This window comes from Desulfosalsimonas sp. (assembly GCF_055149105.1).
Window position 1 is genome coordinate 1 of record NZ_JBSRLA010000060.1, and the last position, 22516, is coordinate 22516.

The following is a 22516-nucleotide window of genomic DNA, read 5'->3' on the forward strand; positions in this document are numbered from 1 at the left end:
AATGACAGCGGTGAAGAAAGTGCTTTCCCCGGAGCAGATCAAGCGCGGCGGTTCACAGCATGCAACCGACAAGGCCATGAGCCGGTATCTTATGGCGCACTCCGACGACCAGGCGGTTTACCAGGGCTCACTAAAAGAGCTTTGGGAAAAGGCGTCTGAGAAGAAGAAAGCCGAGGTTATAAAGATTGATAAGGCGAAATAAGGGCTGGACCCGGGTGGACACCAAATGGACACCGAAAAGCGTCCATTTTAAAAATGCAAGTTGCTGATTTTACAAGGGAAGAATGGAGGCGGCACCCGGATTCGAACCGGGGAATAAAGGCTTTGCAGGCCTCTGCCTTACCACTTGGCTATGCCGCCTAAAAAATCAGAGCCCAAAAATAAAAATGGAGCGGGAAACGAGATTCGAACTCGCGACTTCAACCTTGGCAAGGTTGCACTCTACCACTGAGTTATTCCCGCTCATCGAAATTGTGACCCCACTAATAAGGGGTTTTAATTTTCTTGTCAACAAAAAATTGCGTTCCCATCCATGACGGGATTTTTCACGCCTTGCCCTGCCCGGAGCCTTCGTATATATACTTCCAGAAACGTATGAAATAATCAGCACCGGACCAGATGGTAATCACAAGGGCGATCCAGAACAAAGGCATGCCAACTGCCTGAAAATCAAGCCCGAAGTAGACATAATGGATCAGCAGGGGGATCACTGCGGCAATCTGGAAACCGGTCTTGTATTTGCCCAGCATGGAAGCCGACACGTCCTGGCCGTGTTCGGCAATCACGTTTCGAAGGCCGGTGATGGCAAGCTCCCGGCCGAGGATGATACACACGGCCCAGGCCGGCACCCGGCCAAGGGCCACGAGCATGATAAACGCAGAGGAAATCAGCAACTTGTCTGCCAGGGGGTCGAGCACCTTGCCCATACTCGAAACCAGGCCGTATCTGCGGGCCACATACCCGTCAAAATAATCCGTGATTGCGGCTGCCGAAAACACCAGGGCGGCCAAAATACCGCAGATGCGGTTGTCAAAAAGCATCAGCAGGATCAACAGGGGTACGGCCGCCACCCGAAACAAGGTCAGGCTGTTGGGGTGGCCCAGAATCCGGACGGAAAATAACCGGGGTTTTTCGTTCATGATCGTCCCTTTGGCTGCGGGCAGCCGGAGCGCAAAACGCAGGCCGGCTGCCCCGGTTTGGACTCTTACTTTTTGGCCTTTTCCCAGTCGTTGAGAAACGCCTCAATACCTTTGTCCGTTAGCGGATGGGCGGCCAGTTTTTTGAGCACGGAAAACGGAATCGTGGAAATATCCGCCCCGATCAAAGCCGATTCCAGCACGTGCAGGGGATTTCGAATGCTGGCCACGATCACCTCGGTCTGATACCCGTAATTTTCATAAATGCTCACAATCTGCTCAACCAGGTCCATGCCTTCCTGGGACAGGTCATCTAACCGGCCCACAAAAGGGCTCACATAACTGGCCCCGGCTTTTGCGGCCATCAGCGCCTGAAGAGGGGAAAATACAAGGGTCACGTTGGTACGGATGCCCTCTCCGGCCAGGGTGCGCACGGCTTTCATGCCTTCAATGGTCATGGGAATTTTCACAACAATATTTTTGTGAATCTTTGCCAGGTCGCGTGCCTCGGCAATCATGCCTTCAGCATCCAGACTCACGGCCTCGGCGCTGATGGGGCCGTCCACGATTTCGCAGATTTCGTTTATGATCTGTTTAAAATCCCGGCCTTCTTTGGCAATGAGGCTGGGATTGGTGGTCACGCCGTCAACCATTCCCATTTCATTGGCTTCACGGATTTCGTCAACATTGGCTGTATCAATAAAAAATTTCATCAAAAACTCCTTAATTCCAGGTTCAGGTTGTAAGGTTTAAAATTTAACCGCTTACAGTCCTGGTCAGCTATGGCCGGGTCCGCAAGCAGATCCCGGACCGAACGGCCCAGTTTCGGGTGTATCAGCTCCGGGGCAATGTCGGCAAGGGGGCGCAGCACAAAGGCCCTTTGGTGCATTCGCGGATGCGGCACCACCAGATCCGGGGTATGAATGATTTCATTTTTGTAAAAAATCAGATCCAGATCCAGCACCCTGGGGCCGAACCGGATTGTGCCCCGGTCCCGCCCTGCCCTGTTTTCCGCTTCTTTTAATCGCGCCAGCAACTGCTCCGGATCCAGCCCGGTTTCCACGCCAAACACCGCGTTGACAAACCACGGCTGATCGTCATAGCCCATGGGCGCAGTCTCATAATAGAAGGAATGGGCAAAAATCCGTATATCCGGGTTTCCCGAAAGCATTTCCGCGCCCTGCCGGCAGGCGGCCTCCCGGTCGCCGAGATTGGCGCCCACTGCAATATAGGCGGTCTTGTTTTCTGTAAGCGGCGAAATATTCATGAATCACTGTTTGATCCGGGGTCAAACACCACAGCCGATGACGGCTCACCCAATGCGCCTTTTTCCCCGAAACTCACCACCCGATAGCGCTGGACCATATCCGGCTGCACTGCATCGGCAAACCGCCATGTTTCTCTCTTTATGCGGCCCTCCTGGAAATTGATCCGCTCCACCCGCTCAAAGCGCACCGGACATCCCGGGCAATCCTCTTTTACAGATGTCATGGCCCTTTCCACGTAAAATCCCGCAGGCTGTGCAAAATCTTTTTGCCAGCCTCCGGGCAGCTGCCAGGTTAATACCAGCATGCTGTCTTTCCGCACAAGACGCAGATCGCTTGCCGGGACCGGCTGCAGAGCCGCAGGCGGCTTTGGCGGCCCCTTTTTGCCGCAGGAAACGGCAAACAGCATAAGGATTGCAGCCAGCAAAACAGCTGTTTTCCATCCTGTAAACATTGCTCTCTGATGGCCTGGTGTCATTTTTATGCTCCCGGGATTTCAGATAACGAACTGACCAGTTGTTTTCTGGCCCGGGCAATGGCAGCCGATACATTGGCGCCGGCCGTGCCGCCGTAAACCTTTCTTCTGTCGATCATCCGGGCAACAGACATGGCCGCATACACATCTTCCTCAATGCCCGGATCAAACTGCTGCAGTTCCTGCAGACTCAGCTCGTGGAGTTCCTTTCCGCAATCCAGGGCATAGGCCACGGCCTTTCCCACGCAGGAATGGGCCTGGCGAAAAGCCATGCCCTTTGCCACCAGGTAGTCGGCCAGATCGGTTGCGTTTTGAAACCCGCTGTTGGCCGCTTTTTCGGTCACTTCCGGGTTGACCCGGATATTGGGAATCATCCGGGTATAGATATCCAGACAGGCCTTCAGGGTGTCAACAATTTCCATCAGAGGCACTTTGTCTTCCTGCATGTCCCGGTTATAGGCCAGGGGCAAGGATTTCATCAACGTCAGCAAATTGACCAGGTTGCCCGTGACCCGGCCTGTGCGTCCCCGGACAAGCTCAGGGATGTCCGGGTTTTTCTTCTGGGGCATGATGCTGCTGCCGGTGCAGAATGAATCCGGAAGCTCCACGAACCGGAATTCGGCGGAAGACCACAACACCAGCTCCTCGGACAGGCGGGACAAATGCGTCATGCAGATGCTGGCCGCAGCGGCAAACTCCAGCATGAAATCCCGGTCAGATACCGCGTCCATGCTGTTTTCGGAAATCTTTGAAAACCCGAGCAGGCCGGCTGTGTAGGCCCGGTCCAGATCATAGGTGGTTCCGGCAAGCGCCGCACTGCCAAGGGGCATGACATCCATCCGGTCCAGGGCGCCGGCAAACCGGCCGAAATCCCGGGCAAGCATTTCATAATAAGCCATCACGTGATGGGCAAACAAAACCGGCTGAGCCCGCTGCAAATGGGTATATCCGGGCATGACCACATGGATGTTGGCTTCTGCCAGATCCACCAGCGCAGTTCGAAAATCCTTGAGCTGGACAAGAATGCCCCGGGTTTCAGCCTTGAGATAGAGCCGCTCGTCCACGGCAATCTGATCGTTTCGGCTCCGGCCGGTGTGCAGTTTCCGGGAAAGATCGCCCACATGGGCCGAAAGCCGGTCTTCCACATGCATGTGAATGTCTTCGAGCCGGTCGCAAAACGCCATTTCGCCCCTGGCGATTTCCTGGCGGACCTTTTCCAGACCCTCTTCCAGATCCACGGCCTCCTGCCGGGTTAAAATTTTTGCCCGGGCCAGGGTTCTGCAATGGGCAATGCTGCCGTCAATATCATAGTTGTACAGCCGTCGGTCCACGTCAATGGATGCGGTAAAGGCCTCCACGGCCTTGTCTGTGGGCTCGGAAAACCGGCCGTCCCAGGGTTTGAGGCTCATGACCGAATCTATGCCCCCTGTTTTTCCATGAGTTTGCGAATCCGCAGCCGCAGAGAGTTTAAGCGAATAAAACCCTCGGCGTCCTTTTGATGATAAACCGTGTCGTCCTCAAACGTGGCAAAGTCCTCGCTGTAAAGGGAATGCGCGGATTTTCGGCCCAGCACCCGGCAGTTCCCCTTGTAGAGTTCCAGACGCACCACGCCGGATACGTTTTTCTGGGTCTCATCAATCATGGTTTGCAGCAGTTCCCGCTCCGGGGCAAACCAGAATCCGTTATAGACCATCTCCGCATACCTGGGAATAAGGGAATCGCGCAAATGCATGACCTCCCGGTCCATGGTGATCGACTCCATGGCCATGTGGGCGCTGCGCAGGATGGTGCCCCCGGGGGTTTCATACACGCCCCTGGATTTCATGCCCACAAAACGGTTTTCCACGATATCAGCCCGGCCGATGCCGTTTTGCCCGCCCCGGCGGTTTAACTCCGCAAGCAGCCGGGCCGGGGACAGGTTTTGACCGTCAATTGCAACCGGGTCGCCGTTTTCAAAGGTGATGTCCATGATTTCGGCTTTGTCCGGGGCGTTTTGCGGCGATACAGTGAGCACGAACATGTCTTCGGGCGGCGGGTTCCAGGGGTCTTCCAGGATTCCGCCCTCATAGCTGATGTGCAGCAGGTTGCGGTCCGTGCTGTAGGGCTTTTCCTTTGTGGAGGTCACGGCAATGCCGTGTTTTTCCGCAAACGCCATCAGGGCGGTGCGGGAGTTGAGATCCCATTCCCGCCAGGGGGCCACCACCCGGATGGACGGATCAATGGCGTAATAGCTCAGCTCAAAGCGCACCTGATCGTTTCCCTTGCCGGTGGCACCGTGGCTGACGGCCTCGGCGTTTTGCTCTTTTGCGATTTCCATCTGGCGCTTGGCTATCAAGGGTCGAGCCAGTGAGGTGCCCAGCAGGTACTGGCCCTCGTAGATGGCATTGGCCCGGAAGGCCGGAAACACGTAATCGCGCACAAACTCTTCTTTCAGATCGTCGATATAAACCGCAGAAGCCCCGGTTTTTCTGGCTTTTTCATCAATGGGGTCGAGTTCCTCGCCCTGGCCGATGTCTGCGGCAAAAGCAATGACCTCGCAATCATAGGTTTCAGCCAGCCATTTTAAAATCACCGATGTGTCCAGGCCGCCGGAATAGGCCAAAACAACCTTGTTGATCTTTTTTTCCAAAATATTTTCTCCTGTTATCTCCTGATGAACCCGTAAGTTCAGAATCTTCTATAACCGACAAATAATAAAAAAAATAATGTCTTGATTTTACTTAACACTTAATCACTTAAAACTTAACACTGCCTGTAAAAAAGACTTTTTACAGGCGTATCATTTCCTGTGCTGCAAAAAAAGCGGGTATCACCTACCGGTTGATCAATGTTTCCAGGATCGCCTTGTGCATGTGAAGCTTGTTTTCCGCCTGATCCCATACCACAGACTGCGGGCCTTCAAAGACCTCCTCCGTGATTTCCTCATTCTTGTGGGCCGGCAGGCAGTGCATGACAATGGCATCTTTTTTGGCCCTGGCCATGAGCCCGGAATTGACCTGAAAGGGCGCAAACACGGCTTGTCTTGCCGCGGCCTGATCTTCCTGGCCCATGCTGGCCCACACGTCCGTGTTGATCACATCCGCACCGGATGCGGCTTCTTGCGGGTCGTGGATTACCCGGACAGGGGCTTTGTTCCCGGCGCCTTTGACCACGGCCGGATCGGGCATATAATTTTGCGGGCAGGCCAGTACCAGTTCGAATCCGAGAATGGCCGCGGCATTGATCCAGGAATGGGCCATGTTGTTGCCATCCCCGATCCAGGCGATTTTCAGCCCCTGAAACCGGCCCTTGTATTCCAGCACCGTGAGCAGATCGCTTAACACCTGGCAGGGATGATACAGGTCAGTAAGGGCGTTGATGACCGGAATGGCGGCCGTACGGGCAAACTCGGCCTGCATGTCCTGGGAATAGGTGCGCAGCACCAGGGCATCCAGGTAGCGTTCCAACACCCTTGCCGTATCGGCAACAGGCTCGTTTCTGGCCAGCTGGGTATCGGCCGAGCTGATAAACAAAGACGTTCCCCCGAGCTGGGCAGCTGCGGCCTGAAAGGAAATCCGGGTCCGGGTGGAGGCTTTTTCAAAAATCAGGCCCACGGTTTTGCCGATCAGCGACCAGTCCTGAATCCCCTTTTTATGCCGTTTTTTGAGCTGCCTGGCCCGGGACAGCAGCAGGTCCATGTCTGCCGCATCCAGGTCCGTCAGGGTCAATAGGTCTTTTTTCAAATCATTTTCCTCTAGCAGGTTTCAGTTGTACCGGTGCCGGCAAAAATATCGTCCAGGCATGCCACAAGCCGGTCCACCTCTTCTGCGGTAATAACCAAAGGCGGTACAAACCGCAGGACGTTTTCCTGGGTGCAGTTGATCAAAAGCCCCTTTTCCATGCAGGCCTCCACAACAGGGGCACCTTTTTGCGAAAGCTTCATGCCCAGCATCAGGCCCACCCCCCGAACCTCCTCGACAACCGGATGCCGCTCTTTTAGCCACAGCAAGCGGGACTTGAAGTAATCGCCGACCTTTTGACAGTGCTCAAGGATGTTTTCAGCTTCAATGATCTTTAGCACCTCCAGGGCTGCCGCAGTGATCACGGGCGTGCCGCCAAAGGTGGATGCATGGGCTCCGGGCGTGAATGCGGCAGCGGCTTGTTCCGTGGCCAGCATGGCGCCGATGGGCAGGCCGTTTCCCAGGGCCTTGGCAAGGGTCATGATATCGGGCTGCACATCAAAATGCTCGTGAGCGAACAATTTTCCGGTTCTGCCGATGCCGGTCTGGATCTCATCGAAAATCAGCATGATCCCCTTTTCATCACAGAGCCGGCGCACGTCCCTGAGATACCGGGGGTCGGCGCAGCGTATCCCCCCCTCGCCCTGGACCGGTTCCAGGAGAACGGCACAGGTTTTGTCCGTCACAGCGGCCGCGAGCTGCTCCATATCATTGAAGGGCACGAAATCAAATCCTTCCAGTATCGGCTCAAAGCCCTCGCGCACCTTTTTCTGGCCCGTGGCCGAAAGCGTCGCAAACGTGCGGCCGTGAAAGGACTGGTCCATGGTCACAATCCGCCAGCGGTTGTAATCGCCCTGGTCAAAAAAGGTTTTGCGGGCAAGCTTGATGGCGGCTTCATTGGCCTCTGCCCCGGAGTTGCAGAAAAACACCCGGTCGGCAAAACATCGTCCCACAAGCCATTCCGCCAGCTCCACCTGGGGGACGGTATAAAACAGGTTGGATACATGAAACAGTTTGTCCGCCTGCCGGGCAAGGGCCCGGGAAATCTCCGGGTTGGCGTGGCCCAGGTTGCAAACGGCAATGCCGGCCACAAAATCGGTGTACTGCCGCCCCTCAGTATCCCAGAGGGTGCATCCCCGGCCCCGTTCAAACACCAGGGGAAAACGCTTGTAGGTATTGGCCACGACCTTGTCGGCCCGCTGGATATAGTCTTTGCTCATTTTTCCGTACCTGCCTGTGCTGTGACCTGAGTGCCGATGCCCTGGTCTGTGAAAAGTTCCAGAAGCAGGGCATGGCGCTTGGTGCCGTTGATGATCTGCACTTTTTCCACATCGTTTTCCAGAGCATCAAGGGCGTATTCGAGTTTCGGGATCATGCCCCCGGAAATGGTTCCCTCCCGGATCATCCGCTTCACTGTGGGCGCGTCCACAGATGTCACCAGATTGCCCCGGGCATCCATTAATCCGTCCACGTCCGTGAGATAGATCAGGCGCCCGGATTTCAGGGAGCCGGCCACACGGGAGGCCACCAGGTCTGCGTTGATGTTAAAGGTCTCGCCGGCCGCACCCACGCCCACGGGGGCAATCACCGGGATAAAGCCCTGGGCGCTTAAACTGCTGATCAGTTCGGAATTCACACTGGTGACCCGTCCCACAAGCCCGGGATCAAGGATTTCGGGCGGCTTGTTTTCGTCGGGCTGGTGCATGATCTGCAGCTTTTCCGCCTGAAGCAGACCGCCGTCCTTTCCGGTCAGGCCCACGGATTTACCGCCCTGGCGGTTGATCTGGGCCACGATGGACTTGTTGACCTTGCCGCCGAGCACCATTTCCACCACATCCATGGTTTCCTGGTCGGTAAAGCGCATGCCCCGGACAAATCTCGGGCTGATGCCCATGCGTTCGAGCACCTTGTTGATCTGGGGGCCGCCGCCGTGGACCACCACCGGATGCAGGCCGATGAACTTCATCAGGGTGATGTCCCTGGCAAAGTCCTCCTTTAGCTGTTCGTCGACCATGGCATTGCCCCCGTACTTGACCACCAGGGTCATGCCGGAAAAATACCGGATATACGGCAGCGCCTCTATAAGGATGTCTGCGACATTGGGGGTCATGGCTGTTTTTTCCGTTTAAGCGCCGGCAAAAGTATGCCGTCAGTTACAGGATGTATCGGCTCAGGTCCTGATCCTGCCGGACATCCCGGAGTTTTTCATTCACAAAGGCTCGGTCGATCTCTATTTTTTTCTCTTCAGTGTCCGGGGCCTCAAACAACAGATCCGCCAGCAGGTGCTCCATAAGGGTATGCAGCCGCCGGGCCCCGATGTTTTCGGTTTCATTGTTGACCGTCTCGGCAAAACCGGCGATTTCATCCACGGCCTCGTCTGCAAAGGACAGATCAATACCCTCTGTGCGCAAAAGGGCAATGTATTGCAGCAGCAGCGCGTTTTGGGGTTCTGTGAGAATCCGTACAAAATCGCCTTTGCCAAGAGAATCCAGCTCCACCCGGATGGGAAAGCGGCCCTGGAGTTCCGGAATCAGGTCCGAGGGCCGGGTGGTGTGAAACGCCCCTGAGGCCATAAACAGGATATGATCGGTTTGCACCGGCCCGCGCTTGGTGGTCACCGTGCTGCCCTCCACAATGGGCAGAAGATCGCGCTGCACGCCCTCCCGGGACACGTCCGGGCCCTGTCCTCCGCCCTGCTTGCCCGTGATCTTGTCGATTTCATCGAGAAAAATAATGCCGGACTGCTCGACTTTTTCAATGGCGTCCTTGGTGACCTTGTCCATGTCCACCAGCTGCTGGGCTTCTTCCTGGGTGAGAATCTCGATGGCTTCGGCCACGGTGGTGCGCCGTTTTCTCGATGATCCCCTGGGCATGAGCCCCCCGAGCATATCCTTGAAATTAATCCCCATTTCCTCCATGCCGGTGTTGGAGAAAATCTCCATCATGGGCGTGGACTTGTCCTGGGTTTCAATCTCCACGGGCCGGTGATCCAGCTTGCCGTCCTTTAGCATTCTGCGCAGTTTTTCCCGGGTGGCGGATGCGGAAGTGCCCTGCCGGGCAGTGCCGGATTCCGAATCCGTGGCCGCCGCATGGGGCTGCTGGCGCTGGACCGGGGTACTGGCACCGGTTTCCGGCAAAAGCATGTCCAGTACCCGCTCTTCGGCCATTTCCTTTGCCTTGGGCTGCACCGCCTCCTGCTCGCGGATTTTAAGCTGATTAATGGTCATTTCCAGCAAATCCCGGATCATGGATTCCACATCCCGGCCCATATAGCCCACCTCGGTGAATTTTGAGGCCTCCACCTTGAAAAACGGCGAATCCGTAAGCCGGGCCAGGCGGCGGGCGATCTCTGTTTTGCCCACGCCCGTGGGGCCGATGAGAATAATGTTTTTCGGGGCAATTTCATCGCGCAGATCCGGCTCTACGTGACGCCTGCGCCAGCGGTTTCGAAGGGCAATGGCCACCGATTTTTTGGCATTTTGCTGGCCGATGATGTATCTGTCGAGTTCAGCAACAATCTGCTGTGGCTTTAAGTCCGTCATAAGGCGGTTTTTTCCTGAATTTCTTCGATTACAAACACGTGATTGGTGTACACACACAGGCCGGCGGCAATCTCCATTGCCTGGCGCACGATTTGCCCGGCGGTCAGTTCCAGGGCCGGGGCGTGGTGCATGAGTGCAGAGGCCGCGGCATGGGCGGCCACGCCCCCGGAGCCGATGGCGATCACGCCTTCATCCGGTTCGATCACATCTCCGTTTCCGGATATCAAAAGCATCTGGGCGGCGTCCACAGCAATCATCATGGCCTCCAGGCGCCGCAGGTACTTGTCGGTCCGCCAGTCCCGGGCCAATTCCACGGCCGCCCGGGTCAGGTTGCCGTTGTAGCGCTCCAGCTTGCCTTCCAGTTTTTCGGACAAATGCAGGGCATCTGCCGTGGCCCCGGCAAATCCGGCAATGATCCGATCGTTGTAGATCCGGCGCACTTTTTTGGCCTGGTGCTTGATCACCGAATTGTTCAGGGTCACCTGGCCGTCTCCGGCCACGGCTGCACAACCGTTATACCGGACTGCCAGAATGGTGGTACCGTGCGGATTTTCAGACATAAGAATCCAGCCTTGTTTTATTTTCTGGGATGGGCGCTGTCATATGCGGCCATCAACCGGTCAATGCTCACATGCGTGTATTTCTGGGTCGTGGACAGCTGCCTGTGCCCCAAAAGCTCCTGTACCATACGCAGATCCAGCCCTGCATCCAGCAGGTGGGTGGCAAACGTATGGCGCAGATCATGCGGGGACACCGGCATGGTCAGCCCGGCGGCCCGGGCGGCCTGATCCAGCATGCGCGCAACCGAGCGCTGGGTGAGCCGCCCGCCGTTTTTGTTTAAAAACAATGGCCCCTTCCAGATATCCGGGGTTTTTGCGCTGTTGCCGTACAACGCACGCCGGTAGTCGCGGATGGCTTCAGCGGCCTTGCCCCCCATGGGCACAATCCGTTCCACGGAGCCTTTACCCAGAACACGGACTGTGCGGTTGTCAAAATCCACGTTTTCCACGTCAAGCCCGGTGAGCTCCGAGACCCGGATTCCGGTGGAATAAAGGGTCTCCAGTATAGCGCGGTTGCGCTTTGCAGCCACGCTGTCTCCGGAAACGGAATCAATGAGCCGGAAAACGTCATCCACGGTGAGATAACTCGGCACCGGCTTGTCCTGCTTTGGGGTGATCACCTGGGTTGCCGGATTCCGGGAGATCACGTGGTGCTTTTCCAGGTAATTGAAAAAAGAGCGGATGGCAGACAGTTTGCGGGCGATGGAGGTCTTTTTGATCTGCTGGCGGTGCAGCTGGCCCAGATAACTGCGGATTACAAGGGCGCTGATCTCTTCGATGTCCGTGCCCGCCGCATTGTCTGTCTCTCCGCCCTGCCCCTTTTTTTGCCGGACTCGATCAGTTGATTGCCAGTCGGAAAAATAGGCCAGAAAATCATTCAGATCCCGGGCATAGGCCCTGCAGGTATGATCTGAGTATCCTTTTTCCGCGGCCAGGTAATCCACGAAGGAATCCACCAGTTTGGTTGCGGCAGTTTTGCTCATTCCATTGAAATCATGGTTTGCAGTTCCCGCCATGTGCCCACCTCGGCAAAAGGATGGGGCTTTCGGTTCCAGGGCTGTCTAAAAACAATGGGGTTGATGCCGGCTTCGGCCAGCAGAAAACAAGTCTCCAGCCGGTCTTCCACAAAATGGGTGATATTGTGTTTTTCCAGCACCTCCTGCTTGTGCTCGAATGAACCCGTTGCCACCACCTCGATGCATTCGCGCCCGGCTTGCAGAACATCGCACATCCACCCGGTAATATGGCCGGCCTCCGGCCGGGCGGTGACAAACAAAGTGGGCGAACAGATACGGTTTAACCGCCGGAGTACGTCAGGGGCGCCGTCAATGGGGGCCAGGGGATAATCGTAGCGCCCTTCCAGTATCCGGAGGATGATTTCCCACATCACACCGTGATCTATGGATGCCGTCTCCACCAAGTCATAGCCGGTGATATCCTCGTAGCGGATGTGGCGGATGCCGAAGTCCTTGTCGGCAATGGCCAGAAACAAAGACATGGTATCTGCCACCACTCCGTCGATATCAAAAGCCAGGCTTTTTGGATCAATTTTCATGCCGGTTTTTCGATTCAGGCCGCCCTCCGGGTTTTCTTCTTTAAGCGGCTGATGCGCTTGCGGAAAATGTCGGCCATTTTCCGGTCATCGTTTTCCAGAAATTCCTGGCGTTTTTTCTTCAGTTCCCGGATTTTTTCCTTGATCTGACGTACTGACGTTTCCGACTGCTTTTTTCTGCCAGAATCCTCAATCCCACGGGTTTTTTTGATCACCGCGATCAGTTCGGCCTTGTTCATGCCCGAAGCGCCCGTGACATCCGGCAACTCTTTGGCAATGTCGCGCAGTTCCGGGGCTGTGTGCTTCTCAAGGGGTTTTTCTTTTGCCTGTTTTTCCTTTTTCGCCATTTTCAATCCTCATTTCAATGGTTTACAGGTTGCTCAAAAATACAAAACGGAGGTTTCAAAAAAGCCCCCGCAATCTATCAACTTTAAACTACATTATATAAAACCAAATGGATTGGAATGTCAATGCATATTTAATGAGTTATGCGCGCCATGACCTGTTTCATGTCCTCCCAAACCGCCCTTTTGGCCTTTGGGTGCACCATCAGGTAGGACGGCTCGTGGGTGGGCATTACAGCAATACCTTCATAATCATGAAACCGGCCGCGCAGGCGGGAGATGGGTTCATCAGTGCCCAGCAGGCTCTGGGCGGCAAAGCCGCCAAGGGCGCAGATGATTTTCGGGGATACGGCCCGGATTTGACGCTTTAGCCAGATGCGGCAGGCCCGGGCCTCGAACCGGTCCGGAAGCCGCTCTTCCGGTGGCCTGCACTTGACTGCATGACAGATGTAGACGCTTTGGCGGCTTTGACCCATGGCTTCGATGATGCGGGTGAGCAATTGCCCGGTCTCGCCGCTGTAGGGCATCCCGAAGTCTGAATCGGCCAACTCCGGAAAGGGACCGATAAACATAATATCTGCGCCGGCTGCTCCCTGCCCGCATATCACAGCCCTGCGGGAATCGGCCAGGCGGCACCTGCGGCAGCGGGCCAGATCGCTTAAAATGACATCAAGGCTGTCATGTTCCGGCAGATGGGTTTCAGGGCTGGAAGCTGCCTTTTTTTCGCCGCTCCATTTTTGCACAATGTGCTGTGCATCTTCGCCCAAGGGTGCGCCCGTGCATCCCATTTCCTTTAAATAAAGCAGGTATTGGCGTACTTCCTGCACGATATCCAAATCCATCCGGCCCGGCTCTGTCATTTGCCGGCCCCCGCCGACCCGGCCGAAAGTATCCGGTCAAGCAGCACATGGGCGGCTGCCTGCTTGTCCATGGGCGGCAGCGGCTCCTTGGTGCCGTCTTTGAAAAACAGCTGGATGCTGCTGGTTTGGGCGGCAAACGCGGATTCCGGTCCGATGACCAGGTTGCCGGCAATCATGTCCAGGTTTTTGGCGTCCAGTTTTTTGGTGGCGTTTTTTTCCAGGTCCCGGGTTTCTGCTGCAAAACCCACCAGCACCTGGTTGGATTTTTTTCTTTTCCCGAGTTCTGCAAGAATATCCGGGGTCCGGTCAAAAACAACAGTGAGGGCGTCTTCACCCTTTTTGAGCTTGTGGGGCGCCACATCCGCAGGCGTGTAATCGGACACGGCCGCGGCTTTGATGATCACGTCTGCGGCATCGGATTCGGCAAAGACCGCATCGGCCATTTCCCGGGCGGTTTCCACGTTGATCCGGCGCACGCCAAGCGGTTCCTCCAAATCCGTGGGCCCGGAGACCAGCACCACGTGGGCCCCTCTTCCGGCCGCGGCCCTGGCAATGGCATAGCCCATTTTCCCGGATGAGGGATTGCTGACAAACCGGACCGGATCCATGGGCTCCCGGGTGGGCCCGGCCGTGACAAGCACCCGCTTGTTGAAATAATCGTTTGGCAGAAAAACATTGATGATGTGCTCATAAATGCCTGCCGGATCCGCAAGCCGGCCGGGTCCAACGGCTTTGCATGCAAGCTCGCCTTCAGAGGGCTCCACAATGATGTAGCCGTCGGATTCCAGGGTTTCAATGTTTCGCTGCACCGCACGGTTTTCATACATGTGGGTGTTCATGGCCGGGCAGATCAGCTTGGGCGCGGTCACAGCCAGCATCAGGGTGGTCAGGGCGTCATCGGCAATCCCGTTTGCCAGCCTGCCGATAATATTTCCGGTGGCCGGCGCAATCACTGCCGCATCCGCGGCCTCGGCCAAGGAAATATGGCGCATGGCATCCTCTTCAGGGCTGTCAAACATTTCCATAAATACCGGGCTGCCGGATATGGCCTGAAATGTCAGGGGCGCGACAAAGGCGGCCGCATTGCGGGTCATGGCCACCTTCACCCTGGCTCCGGCACGCTGCAAAAGCCGCATGAGTTCCACGCTCTTATAGGCGGCAATTCCGCCGGAAACCCCGAGCAATATGGTTTTTCCGCTTATGGGAGACCAGTTTTCCATAAAAGAGAAAATATCCCGATTGGCTGTTTTTGTCAAACCTGAGCTGGATCAACTCCGGTCTGAGCCCCGGAAATGGAACCCCGCGGCGGCCAGTTTTCCCTCCGCAGCACGGTTAATGCCGTGCCGCAGGCAATGAAAAGACAGACTGCGCCGATGAGAAAAACCCCGTAGGATTCCAGGATGTCACTGCCGCGGCTGCCAAAGAAACTGCTGGCCGTAAATGTGTGCAGAAAAGCTGCGATTGCAAGAAGGGCCAGCGGCACCTTTTTTCTCCATCCCGAGGGTTTCATGATCAGCAGATAATAAAACAGAAATCCGTGGGACAGGATGAGCAGCACATAGTGATGCTTCCAGGAGCGCTCGGACAGAAACAGCATGGCCAGAAAAATCAGCGCAAACTCGCCAAGGTTGCCCAAATGCTGCGGTCTGTCCTTCGGGGTCCGGCAAAACCAGGCCAGGGCCGCCAATACAATCAGAAATGATGTTTTAACAATCATACCAACGGTTTTTTGATCAAGTGAGACCAGATTGATTTTCATGGCTTCCACGCCTTTGGAAGGATCTGCTTCGATTGCTGTTGAATCCGACAGTAGGCGATAAAAAAGACCGGTAAAGGACTGGTTGTAATGCTGGGTCTGCATATAGCTTACCGGTTCGCCGCTTATAAAGGGATGAATCATCTGATTGTACCATTGCCCGATGAGCTGATTGTTGAACTCAAAACCAAGAAACGCACCCGGAATGATCCAGCAAAAAACAACAATTCCTGCAAAAGCCCCTGTTGCGCAGGACCATTTCCGTTTGTATAGAAAATACGGGATAAACAGGGCCGGCGTGACTTTTAAAACCGTTGCCAGCCCGATACTCAGGCCGGATAAAAAATCCTTTTTATGGTATAGACAAAACATGGAGCAGACAATGAGCCCGCCGATGACCAGGTTGACATTGCCATGGGTCAAATCCGAGCGAAACACCCGGGCACTTAACAATAGCATCAGAAAAAGCGCCCAGTACGGCAATGGCGGCCCGTTGTTTTGGGTCACCCTGACCACGGCCCGGAAAATAAACAATAGTATCCCAAATTTGAAAATCATCCACGCAATGGAGCCGGCTACAGGCCCCATGGCATGAAACGGCATGAGAATCATTAGCATAAACGGAAGGTTCGGATACCTGCCGCCTTCATCCCCGTAAACGGTTTCGCCGGCCAGAAGGGTCTGGCTGTGCTCTGTCCATCGCAGAAACGCGGTGCGGTCTTCAAGGGCCTTGTCCACCACCCGCACCCCGGCGAAAAGAAAAAGAAGAACAAATCCGGCAATCAACAGCTTTTTAAAATTCACTCGCATTTTCTTTTTCCGAAAATTGTCAGATTGAAATAAAGAAAAGAAAAAAATACTGTTTTTTTCGCAATCACCCTGCACGCAGGAGTTTCAAGAAAGCAATCCAAAACCGTTTTTTGGTTCATATCCAAAAACCCTGATAGTGTCAATATGCAAGGGGTTAAAGAAGGCGGCTGAAAAATCATTTAACCCTGCCACGGGTTGATGCATCCTTGACTTATCAAGGAAAAATGCTAAACAGACGACAATGAAATTTTCAGCGTTCGGATTGATTCATGAAATTTGCATTTTGTCTTTTTAAATACTTTCCTTATGGCGGTCTGCAGCGTGGCTTTTTAGAACTTGCCCGGACCTGCGTCAACCGGGGCCATGAACTGGATGTATACACGCTTTCCCGGGAAGGCCGGCTGCCTGAAAATTTAAATATTTTTGATATACCCAGCCGTCATCTGACAAACCACCGCCGTTATCAGTCATTTGCAAAACAGGTAAACCGCATCATTGCTGCTGCGGATTATGACGCGGTTGTGGGTTTTAACAAAATGCCCGGACTGGACATATACTTTGCTTCAGATGTTTGCTATGCAGCAATGGCTGATCAAAGAAACTTTTTATACAGAATGTCAGGCCGCTGCCGGACACTAAAAGCAATGGAGCGGGCTGTTTTTGATAAAAATTCAAAGACGCATATCATCTCCATATCTGAAAAAACCAAAAAACAGTATATCGACTATTATGGAACCGATGAAAACCGGTTTCATGCTGTACCACCGGGAATTTCCAAAAAGCGGATGGCCCTTGCGCATATCCCGGGAACCAGAAAGGAATGGCGGCGGGAATTTGATATCCAGCCGGCTGAAAACGTGGTCCTGATGGTGGGTTCAGATTACCGGCGAAAGGGAGTTGACCGCGCCATAAAAGCAATGGCCGCCCTTCCCCGGCATTTAAAAGACGCTACCCGGCTTGTGATTGTCGGCAAAGGGAAAAAGGGGGCATATATGCGACTGGCCAGAAAACTGGGGGTCTTTTCTCAGGTTTATTTTACCGGTCAACGCGACGATGTGCCCCGGTTTCTGGCGGGTGCCGATCTGCTGCTGCATCCGGCCTATCACGAAAATACCGGCACGGTCTTAATTGAAGCCATGGCAGCGGGCCTGCCTGTTCTGGCAACGGATGCCTGCGGATATGCCGGACATATAAAAAGTGCAGACGCCGGAAAAATCGTTGCCTCACCTTTCCGTCAGGAAGCATTAAACAGCATGCTGGCCTTTATGCTCGATTCTCAGGACAAGCGCCGGTGGAGGGAAAACGCCAAAGCCTATCTTGCCGCAACCGATGTGTCCGGCCGTCATGAAAAGTCTGCGGATGTCATTGAAAACATTGCATCCGGTCAAATATTGTGCTCAAAACCCTGACCGGAAGCGGGGCAATGTTGCAGCCGGGTTTTGATCAACTTCAAAGGATGACGAACAAATGAAAAAAAATCTCAAACTCTCTGTTATCATTCCCGTATACAACGAAGAAGATACCATTGTCGAACTCATTGAAAAGGTTAAATCCGTTGATCTGCCCAAGGAGATCATTGTGGTCAACGACTGCTCCACTGACTGCACCGGCGATCTTCTGGATCAATATGAAAGCGACGATGAGGTCAGAATCGTTCATCATGAAACCAATTTCGGCAAGGGCGCAGCCATTCGCACGGCAAGAGAATGGATAACCGGAGACCTGGTCATTATTCAGGATGCGGATCTGGAATACAATCCCCTGGAATATCCGCGCCTGTATAAATTTTTTGTGGAAAACAATGCTGATGCCGTCTATGGAAGCCGGTATTCCGGCAATGAGGTCATGGTGGACAGCTTTATGCATTATTACGGCAATAAATTTCTTACCTTTTTTTCAAATATATTCACGAACCTGCATCTAACCGACATGGAAACCTGCTATAAGATGATCCGTACTGACCTGTTCAAACAGATTCCAATCGAATGCCGGTGTTTCGGCTTTGAGCCGGAGATAACCGCAAAACTGGCCAAAAGAAAAGCCCGGATCTTTGAGGTGCCCATTTATTATGAACCCCGGGTGTATGATCAGGGCAAAAAAATCAGCTGGAAAGACGGAGTTAAGGCCATATGGTATATTGTCAAATTCAACCTTTTGAGGAGAGGATAAACAGGGCCGGATGGAAAGATTTTCTTCTCCCATAGGATACGCAAAATATCAAAATCTTGTCATCAACCAGCAAGATAAATATTTTTTAAAGCAAAACCGGCTCGATTCGTTCGAATCCCTTTGGACCAGCAAATCCGGGACAATCATCAAAAATATCAAGCCCCGTTCAGTGACCTGCATTAAAATCGGCCTGCAGGACCGGGTTCGAAGGCTTTATCTGAAAAGGCACAAAACCGAATTTATCCCGGTGAGGTCATTTCTTTGCTTTTTGGGACTCAAGAAAAGTGTCTCCCAGGGAATGCTTGAGTTTGAAAATATTTGTGCATTTCGAAAAAAAGGCATCCCTACAGTGCACCCCGTGGCTGCTGGTGAAAAACGGATCCGTTTTTTCCGGACAAAATCCTTCCTGCTTACCGAAGATTTTCATCCGTATATTTCACTGGAATATCTGTTAAAGACAAATCCGGATTTTCTAAAGGGTTCTGCCGGACAAATCCGCAGGGAAATCCTCATCCAAAGCCTCTCTTCACTGGCAAAAAGGATGCACAAAAGCGGATTTAACCACAGGGATTTTAATGCCACGCACATACTGTTGGATTACACGACCAAATCTGATGAGCCCGCTCTTGCTCTCTTCGATCTGCAGCGGGTTGAAAAACACAGCGTCCTGCGGCTAAGGTGGAAAATCAAAAGTCTTGCACGCCTTAACTACAGCTTGCCAGAGACGGTTTTTACCGAGCAGGACCGCCTGAATCTGCTGCTCTTTTATAATGGCAGAAAGACCCCGGCAATGATGGACCGGCTCCAGTGGTTCTGGATTCAAAAAAAAACAGAGCGGATCAGGCGGCATACGGAAAAAAAGACTGAGGGAAAATTCAAATCCGATTAAGCAATTTCATGAATAAAAATTCCAGATAGGTTTTAGGAGCAAGATATAGAATGACTCGCAAAATCAAGGTTCTTCAGCTTCAGGTGCGTTACAACCCCAACAGTACATCAGACCTGAGTGAACAGATCATCAGGGCGTTACCAAAAGAAAAATATGAGGTAACCACTGCTTTTCTAACAGGCCAACCCGGTCCGGATGATGTTAAAAGTCAAGCAGAACATTCTGTATTCTTTGATCTCAGTAAAAAAGAAACAAAGCACCATAGCTTTAGACCCCTCCAGAAACTTTATAATCTTTGTCTGGAAGAAAAATATGACGTGGTGATTGCCCATCGATTCAAACCGATTAAAATGATAATGCTCCTCAATAAATGTCTGAAAATACCTCTATGCATTGGTATCATACATGCTTTTGGTGAATTCGATAACTTCTTTCGACGATTCAGGTTTAGGCATTTGATTGACCCATCCTGGCGCTTTGTGGGAGTTTCTCCTGCAGTAACCCAGTATTTGATAGACTGCAATTGTGGTTTTAACAGGAAAAATACTATAACCATAGCAAACGCCATTGACGTTATAAAAATAAAGAAGCTTCAATTACCGCGCACCAAAGCGAGGCTTCAACTTGGCCTTAACCCCCGGGCACGCATAATTGGTACAATTGGACGTCTTGTGCACACAAAAGGGCATCAATATTTATTGCAGGCCTTCGCTCAAATCAAAGATAAATACCCGGAAGTTCAACTATCAATCATTGGGGCAGGTCCGGAGGAAAAAAATTTGAAATCCGAAATAAAAAAACTTGGGCTGGAAGGACGTGCGCATCTGCTTGGCTACCATAAAAACGCAGTGCAATACGTTCGGGGTTTTGATATATGGACGATGCCTTCCCTTTCAGAAGCCTTCGGCATAGCCCTTTTAGAAGGTATGATTGGAGAACTTCCAGTTATTGTTTCAGATGTACCAGGCATGAGTCAGCTGGCTAAAGAAGCAGGGGGCATAGTTGTGGATCCGGCTAATATTGATGCACTAATAAACGCCTTGGATAAATATCTTATACTCACTGAAAGCGAACTGAAAAACAAGGGAAAACAAGCTTACCAGTATGTGGAAGCCAACCACAATATAAATGTGTTTCGCCACAACTATTTAAAACTCATAGAAGAATCCCTTAGTGAAAGCCAGCATCCTTTTTACCCGAATAATCCTTAATTCCTTACGCATTTTTTGGACCTTTTGTGTTAAGCTCACTTGCAGATAAAAAAGCAAGAGGCAGCCAAAAATAAAACCAAAGGCCTCCTGGCCCATCAAGCATTTTGCTGTTATCCGTTAGTATGATGAGCACAGCGAAAATCCAAAGCGATATCCCAAAAGAGAAGTTAGGGCGTCGACGTGAAATAACTACATGCCATCCTGCGACTCCAATAAGTATAAGCAGCAATAAAAGTCCAACAACCCCACCTTGAAACAAAGTTGAAATATAACCACTGTGGGCATGGGCAAAAATTTCCCCACCAACCGCAACGCTTCGATCAGCCAACAAAGAATTTCCAAAAACCCAATTACCATTTTTCCAGATATCAACTATCACTTGAGCCCAGATATCAAAACGATAGCTGGAAGAAAAGACGATTAGACGATCAACATGTAACAAATCATAATGGTAACTCAACCAGATCAATGATCCTAATAAGAAAAACAAACCCAATGGCCATTTGCGTCTTGTTAGTACAGCACCAGTTAAGGCCGCTGCAATAAGAGCAATTAAGGGCCCCCTGCTGCCAGAGAAAAGTACACATATGAATAACAAGAAACCTGCTGTAAGCGCGGTCTTATGTCGGCCACCGGAATTGGAAAGCAAAGCAAATAAGCTTGTTAAAGCATATACAGAGGCGCCGATAATAGGATGACTTACCGGTCCCATATATTCCAACCGGCAATTGAAACCATTTTGGAAAAAAAAATAAGCAGAACTGCCAACACCGTATATTGCAGCCCACATAGTAACTCTATTTAATATTACTTCCAAATGCGTTTTATAAAACAAAGCAGTACAGAGAGCAAAAAAGCAGGAAAAAGAAATAAAATGTCTAACCGGATCAATTGCCTCACCGAAGTGAAAGGGAACAAAAAACAAGCTGCGGATCGTGAGATAAAGCGTAAAAAGGATTACAAACACCATTATACGAGAACGAAACAAGCCAAGGATAAAATCCTTTTTCACCCAAAACAAAAAAGGTAATAATACAATAATATAAAAAATATTGTTCTGCGCTTTAGACGTAATGGGCATAAAAAAACATAAAATATAAATAATAAACGGCCACAACAATATTGTGACCTCCCTTTTTCCTAAAAAAAATGGTTTCATGCAAAACCCTTTAAAACTTGAGTACAATATAATGAAGATAAAATCGTTTCAGCCATCCCTGTTTTTGCCAGCAACCACCCATAGCACAAGAAAAACAATTTAACCATTACTTTTACTATCTGGTTTATTATATCCACTACCATTTTTTTATTGCATAATTTTTCAAGGTATTAGAGTACACCCAGCTTTTTTCTTTCTTTACAAGTTTATTTAATTTGGTTATAATTACAAATTGGCCAATATATTCTTCTAACTAGCAATAAGGAGTTATAAAAAAACACCTGATATTGATAGAAAAAACTTTAACAGCAATTATCTTAAAGTTATTAAAAGACTACCCATGATTCATTAGAGGCTAAATGTTGAAAGATTTTAAGAAAAATAGCAGTCAAAATTCTGGTGCCGATAAATGCCCCTTATGTAATTCTTCTGCAAGGTTATCATTTCAAAGCACAGACTTTTTTTTAACTTCGTATAATTACTATAAATACTATCAATGTAATCAATGTAATCTAATTTTCCAGAATCCAATTCCTGAAAAACAGCAAGTGGAGAATTTTTATCCAAACAGCTACGCAGTTCATCAATTTCCGAAGGAATCAACACCTTCAAAAATGAAAACAGCTGTTTTACAATATAAATACAATTACAAACACCTACATGTAAACTGGTTTTTTCGCTTTTTAGCACCTGTCTGCTCCGCCTTTGCTTATAAAGACTCGATTAGTTATTTTCCGGATTCAAAAGCGCTTGATATAGGGTGCGGAAATGGTAAATTCATCCTATCTATGAACAAGCTTGGCTGGGAGATGAAGGGGATTGATTTCAACTGTAATGCCGTCGAAACCTGCCAAAAAGCCGGTTTAAATGTATATCTGGGAGATTTGTCCTCAGTCTCTTTTGAAGATAACAGTTTTGATCTCATATCGGTTCGTCATGTTATCGAACATTTACAAAATCCGGAAGAATTTATCTTACATTTCGCATGATTAAAGATAAAAGTTTTCAATTATATTTTATCCGACAATTTATCATGTTTAAGTTCCCGGTTCATCGGCAAGGCTGTAAT

At 51.4% G+C, this 22516-nt stretch carries 24 protein-coding genes and 2 tRNA genes; 6 read left to right on the top strand and 20 right to left on the bottom strand.

Going from position 1 to position 22516, the window contains the following annotated elements; genetic code table 11:
* A partial coding sequence (locus tag ACTCIA_RS13250) for a hypothetical protein (protein ID WP_463002289.1) occupies window positions 1-202 on the top strand: 202 nt, incomplete at its 5' end.
* 83 nt (window positions 203-285) lie between these two features.
* On the opposite strand, the gene ACTCIA_RS13255 is transcribed toward ACTCIA_RS13250, so the two are convergent.
* The 19 genes from ACTCIA_RS13255 to ACTCIA_RS13345 form a co-directional block, all read right to left on the bottom strand.
* Window positions 286-360, bottom strand: a tRNA-Cys gene (locus ACTCIA_RS13255).
* 27 nt (window positions 361-387) lie between these two features.
* A tRNA-Gly gene (locus tag ACTCIA_RS13260) sits at window positions 388-462 on the bottom strand.
* 83 nt (window positions 463-545) lie between these two features.
* Window positions 546-1139, bottom strand: a complete 594-nt coding sequence (pgsA, locus tag ACTCIA_RS13265; protein ID WP_463002290.1) for a CDP-diacylglycerol--glycerol-3-phosphate 3-phosphatidyltransferase — start codon at window positions 1137-1139, stop codon at window positions 546-548.
* A gap of 65 nt (window positions 1140-1204) precedes the next feature.
* Window positions 1205-1849, bottom strand: a complete 645-nt coding sequence (fsa, locus tag ACTCIA_RS13270; protein WP_463002291.1) for a fructose-6-phosphate aldolase — start codon at window positions 1847-1849, stop codon at window positions 1205-1207.
* Window positions 1849-2403, bottom strand: a complete 555-nt coding sequence (gene folK, locus ACTCIA_RS13275; protein WP_463002292.1) for a 2-amino-4-hydroxy-6-hydroxymethyldihydropteridine diphosphokinase — start codon at window positions 2401-2403, stop codon at window positions 1849-1851. Before folK ends, fsa begins: the two co-directional genes overlap by 1 nt.
* A complete protein-coding gene (locus ACTCIA_RS13280; RefSeq protein WP_463002293.1) occupies window positions 2400-2879 on the bottom strand; it encodes a hypothetical protein in 480 nt (159 codons plus the stop codon). Before ACTCIA_RS13280 ends, folK begins: the two co-directional genes overlap by 4 nt.
* Window positions 2880-2881: 2 nt before the next feature.
* Window positions 2882-4285, bottom strand: a complete 1404-nt coding sequence (argH, locus tag ACTCIA_RS13285) for an argininosuccinate lyase (protein ID WP_463002294.1) — start codon at window positions 4283-4285, stop codon at window positions 2882-2884.
* Between the two features lie 8 nt (window positions 4286-4293).
* Entirely contained in the window at window positions 4294-5505 is a 1212-nt protein-coding gene (locus ACTCIA_RS13290; RefSeq protein WP_463002295.1) for an argininosuccinate synthase, read from the bottom strand.
* Between the two features lie 184 nt (window positions 5506-5689).
* Window positions 5690-6598: an ornithine carbamoyltransferase gene (gene argF / locus ACTCIA_RS13295; protein ID WP_463002296.1), complete on the bottom strand. Its 909-nt coding sequence runs from the start codon at window positions 6596-6598 to the stop codon at window positions 5690-5692.
* Window positions 6599-6609: 11 nt separating this feature from the next.
* Window positions 6610-7815 (bottom strand): acetylornithine transaminase, encoded by a 1206-nt coding sequence (locus ACTCIA_RS13300; RefSeq protein WP_463002297.1) that lies wholly within the window; start codon window positions 7813-7815, stop codon window positions 6610-6612.
* The gene (argB, locus tag ACTCIA_RS13305) at window positions 7812-8705 is read right to left on the bottom strand and encodes an acetylglutamate kinase (RefSeq protein WP_463002298.1); all 894 of its coding nucleotides are present in this window, start codon (window positions 8703-8705) and stop codon (window positions 7812-7814) included. The genes ACTCIA_RS13300 and argB overlap by 4 nt, the downstream gene beginning before the upstream one ends.
* Window positions 8706-8748: 43 nt before the next feature.
* On the bottom strand, window positions 8749-10137 hold the full coding sequence (hslU, locus tag ACTCIA_RS13310; RefSeq protein ID WP_463002299.1) for an ATP-dependent protease ATPase subunit HslU: 1389 nt from the start codon (window positions 10135-10137) through the stop codon (window positions 8749-8751).
* Entirely contained in the window at window positions 10134-10697 is a 564-nt protein-coding gene (hslV, locus tag ACTCIA_RS13315) for an ATP-dependent protease subunit HslV (RefSeq protein WP_463002300.1), read from the bottom strand. Before hslV ends, hslU begins: the two co-directional genes overlap by 4 nt.
* A 17-nt stretch (window positions 10698-10714) precedes the next feature.
* Complete coding sequence (xerA, locus tag ACTCIA_RS13320; protein WP_463002301.1) at window positions 10715-11713, bottom strand: site-specific tyrosine recombinase/integron integrase; 999 nt, start codon at window positions 11711-11713, stop codon at window positions 10715-10717.
* Complete coding sequence (locus ACTCIA_RS13325) at window positions 11677-12252, bottom strand: 5' nucleotidase, NT5C type (RefSeq protein WP_463002302.1); 576 nt, start codon at window positions 12250-12252, stop codon at window positions 11677-11679. Before ACTCIA_RS13325 ends, xerA begins: the two co-directional genes overlap by 37 nt.
* A 14-nt stretch (window positions 12253-12266) precedes the next feature.
* Window positions 12267-12596 (bottom strand): Rho termination factor N-terminal domain-containing protein, encoded by a 330-nt coding sequence (locus ACTCIA_RS13330; RefSeq protein WP_463002303.1) that lies wholly within the window; start codon window positions 12594-12596, stop codon window positions 12267-12269.
* A gap of 131 nt (window positions 12597-12727) precedes the next feature.
* On the bottom strand, window positions 12728-13453 hold the full coding sequence (locus ACTCIA_RS13335; protein WP_463002304.1) for a uracil-DNA glycosylase: 726 nt from the start codon (window positions 13451-13453) through the stop codon (window positions 12728-12730).
* Window positions 13450-14673 (bottom strand): bifunctional phosphopantothenoylcysteine decarboxylase/phosphopantothenate--cysteine ligase CoaBC, encoded by a 1224-nt coding sequence (gene coaBC / locus ACTCIA_RS13340; protein ID WP_463002305.1) that lies wholly within the window; start codon window positions 14671-14673, stop codon window positions 13450-13452. The genes ACTCIA_RS13335 and coaBC overlap by 4 nt, the downstream gene beginning before the upstream one ends.
* Window positions 14674-14705: 32 nt before the next feature.
* On the bottom strand, window positions 14706-16019 hold the full coding sequence (locus ACTCIA_RS13345) for a glycosyltransferase family 87 protein (protein ID WP_463002306.1): 1314 nt from the start codon (window positions 16017-16019) through the stop codon (window positions 14706-14708).
* A gap of 269 nt (window positions 16020-16288) precedes the next feature.
* Between ACTCIA_RS13345 and ACTCIA_RS13350 the strand changes: the two genes are divergently transcribed.
* Genes ACTCIA_RS13350 through ACTCIA_RS13365 form a run of 4 tightly spaced genes read left to right on the top strand, consistent with a single transcriptional unit; the run spans window position 16289 to window position 20288 of the window.
* Window positions 16289-17428, top strand: a complete 1140-nt coding sequence (locus ACTCIA_RS13350) for a glycosyltransferase family 4 protein (protein WP_463002307.1) — start codon at window positions 16289-16291, stop codon at window positions 17426-17428.
* A gap of 58 nt (window positions 17429-17486) precedes the next feature.
* Window positions 17487-18188, top strand: coding sequence for a glycosyltransferase family 2 protein (locus ACTCIA_RS13355; protein WP_463002308.1), 702 nt, complete (start codon window positions 17487-17489; stop codon window positions 18186-18188).
* A gap of 10 nt (window positions 18189-18198) precedes the next feature.
* Window positions 18199-19077, top strand: a complete 879-nt coding sequence (locus tag ACTCIA_RS13360) for a lipopolysaccharide kinase InaA family protein (protein WP_463002309.1) — start codon at window positions 18199-18201, stop codon at window positions 19075-19077.
* 50 nt (window positions 19078-19127) lie between these two features.
* Complete coding sequence (locus ACTCIA_RS13365) at window positions 19128-20288, top strand: glycosyltransferase family 4 protein (protein WP_463002310.1); 1161 nt, start codon at window positions 19128-19130, stop codon at window positions 20286-20288.
* A 4-nt stretch (window positions 20289-20292) separates the two neighbouring features.
* On the opposite strand, the gene ACTCIA_RS13370 is transcribed toward ACTCIA_RS13365, so the two are convergent.
* Complete coding sequence (locus ACTCIA_RS13370) at window positions 20293-21447, bottom strand: O-antigen ligase family protein (protein WP_463002311.1); 1155 nt, start codon at window positions 21445-21447, stop codon at window positions 20293-20295.
* Window positions 21448-21806: 359 nt separating this feature from the next.
* Here ACTCIA_RS13370 and ACTCIA_RS13375 point away from each other — a divergent pair, with 359 nt between their 5' ends.
* Entirely contained in the window at window positions 21807-22436 is a 630-nt protein-coding gene (locus ACTCIA_RS13375; RefSeq protein ID WP_463002312.1) for a class I SAM-dependent methyltransferase, read from the top strand.
* Window positions 22437-22516: the final 80 nt, after the last annotated feature.

Coding starts and splice junctions, on each gene's coding strand:
- hslV (WP_463002300.1), bottom strand. CDS start 10,697: ATGTCTGAAAATCCGCACGGTACCACCATTCTGGCAGTCCGGTATAAC.
- hslU (WP_463002299.1), bottom strand. CDS start 10,137: ATGACGGACTTAAAGCCACAGCAGATTGTTGCTGAACTCGACAGATAC.
- ACTCIA_RS13355 (WP_463002308.1), top strand. CDS start 17,487: ATGAAAAAAAATCTCAAACTCTCTGTTATCATTCCCGTATACAACGAA.
- pgsA (WP_463002290.1), bottom strand. CDS start 1,139: ATGAACGAAAAACCCCGGTTATTTTCCGTCCGGATTCTGGGCCACCCC.
- argB (WP_463002298.1), bottom strand. CDS start 8,705: ATGACCCCCAATGTCGCAGACATCCTTATAGAGGCGCTGCCGTATATC.
- ACTCIA_RS13360 (WP_463002309.1), top strand. CDS start 18,199: ATGGAAAGATTTTCTTCTCCCATAGGATACGCAAAATATCAAAATCTT.
- fsa (WP_463002291.1), bottom strand. CDS start 1,849: ATGAAATTTTTTATTGATACAGCCAATGTTGACGAAATCCGTGAAGCC.
- ACTCIA_RS13350 (WP_463002307.1), top strand. CDS start 16,289: ATGAAATTTGCATTTTGTCTTTTTAAATACTTTCCTTATGGCGGTCTG.
- ACTCIA_RS13300 (WP_463002297.1), bottom strand. CDS start 7,815: ATGAGCAAAGACTATATCCAGCGGGCCGACAAGGTCGTGGCCAATACC.
- coaBC (WP_463002305.1), bottom strand. CDS start 14,673: ATGGAAAACTGGTCTCCCATAAGCGGAAAAACCATATTGCTCGGGGTT.
- ACTCIA_RS13375 (WP_463002312.1), top strand. CDS start 21,807: ATGTTGAAAGATTTTAAGAAAAATAGCAGTCAAAATTCTGGTGCCGAT.
- ACTCIA_RS13325 (WP_463002302.1), bottom strand. CDS start 12,252: ATGAAAATTGATCCAAAAAGCCTGGCTTTTGATATCGACGGAGTGGTG.
- xerA (WP_463002301.1), bottom strand. CDS start 11,713: ATGGCGGGAACTGCAAACCATGATTTCAATGGAATGAGCAAAACTGCC.
- ACTCIA_RS13335 (WP_463002304.1), bottom strand. CDS start 13,453: ATGACAGAGCCGGGCCGGATGGATTTGGATATCGTGCAGGAAGTACGC.
- ACTCIA_RS13365 (WP_463002310.1), top strand. CDS start 19,128: ATGACTCGCAAAATCAAGGTTCTTCAGCTTCAGGTGCGTTACAACCCC.
- folK (WP_463002292.1), bottom strand. CDS start 2,403: ATGAATATTTCGCCGCTTACAGAAAACAAGACCGCCTATATTGCAGTG.
- ACTCIA_RS13370 (WP_463002311.1), bottom strand. CDS start 21,447: ATGAAACCATTTTTTTTAGGAAAAAGGGAGGTCACAATATTGTTGTGG.
- argH (WP_463002294.1), bottom strand. CDS start 4,285: ATGAGCCTCAAACCCTGGGACGGCCGGTTTTCCGAGCCCACAGACAAG.
- ACTCIA_RS13330 (WP_463002303.1), bottom strand. CDS start 12,596: ATGGCGAAAAAGGAAAAACAGGCAAAAGAAAAACCCCTTGAGAAGCAC.
- ACTCIA_RS13345 (WP_463002306.1), bottom strand. CDS start 16,019: ATGCGAGTGAATTTTAAAAAGCTGTTGATTGCCGGATTTGTTCTTCTT.
- ACTCIA_RS13280 (WP_463002293.1), bottom strand. CDS start 2,879: ATGACACCAGGCCATCAGAGAGCAATGTTTACAGGATGGAAAACAGCT.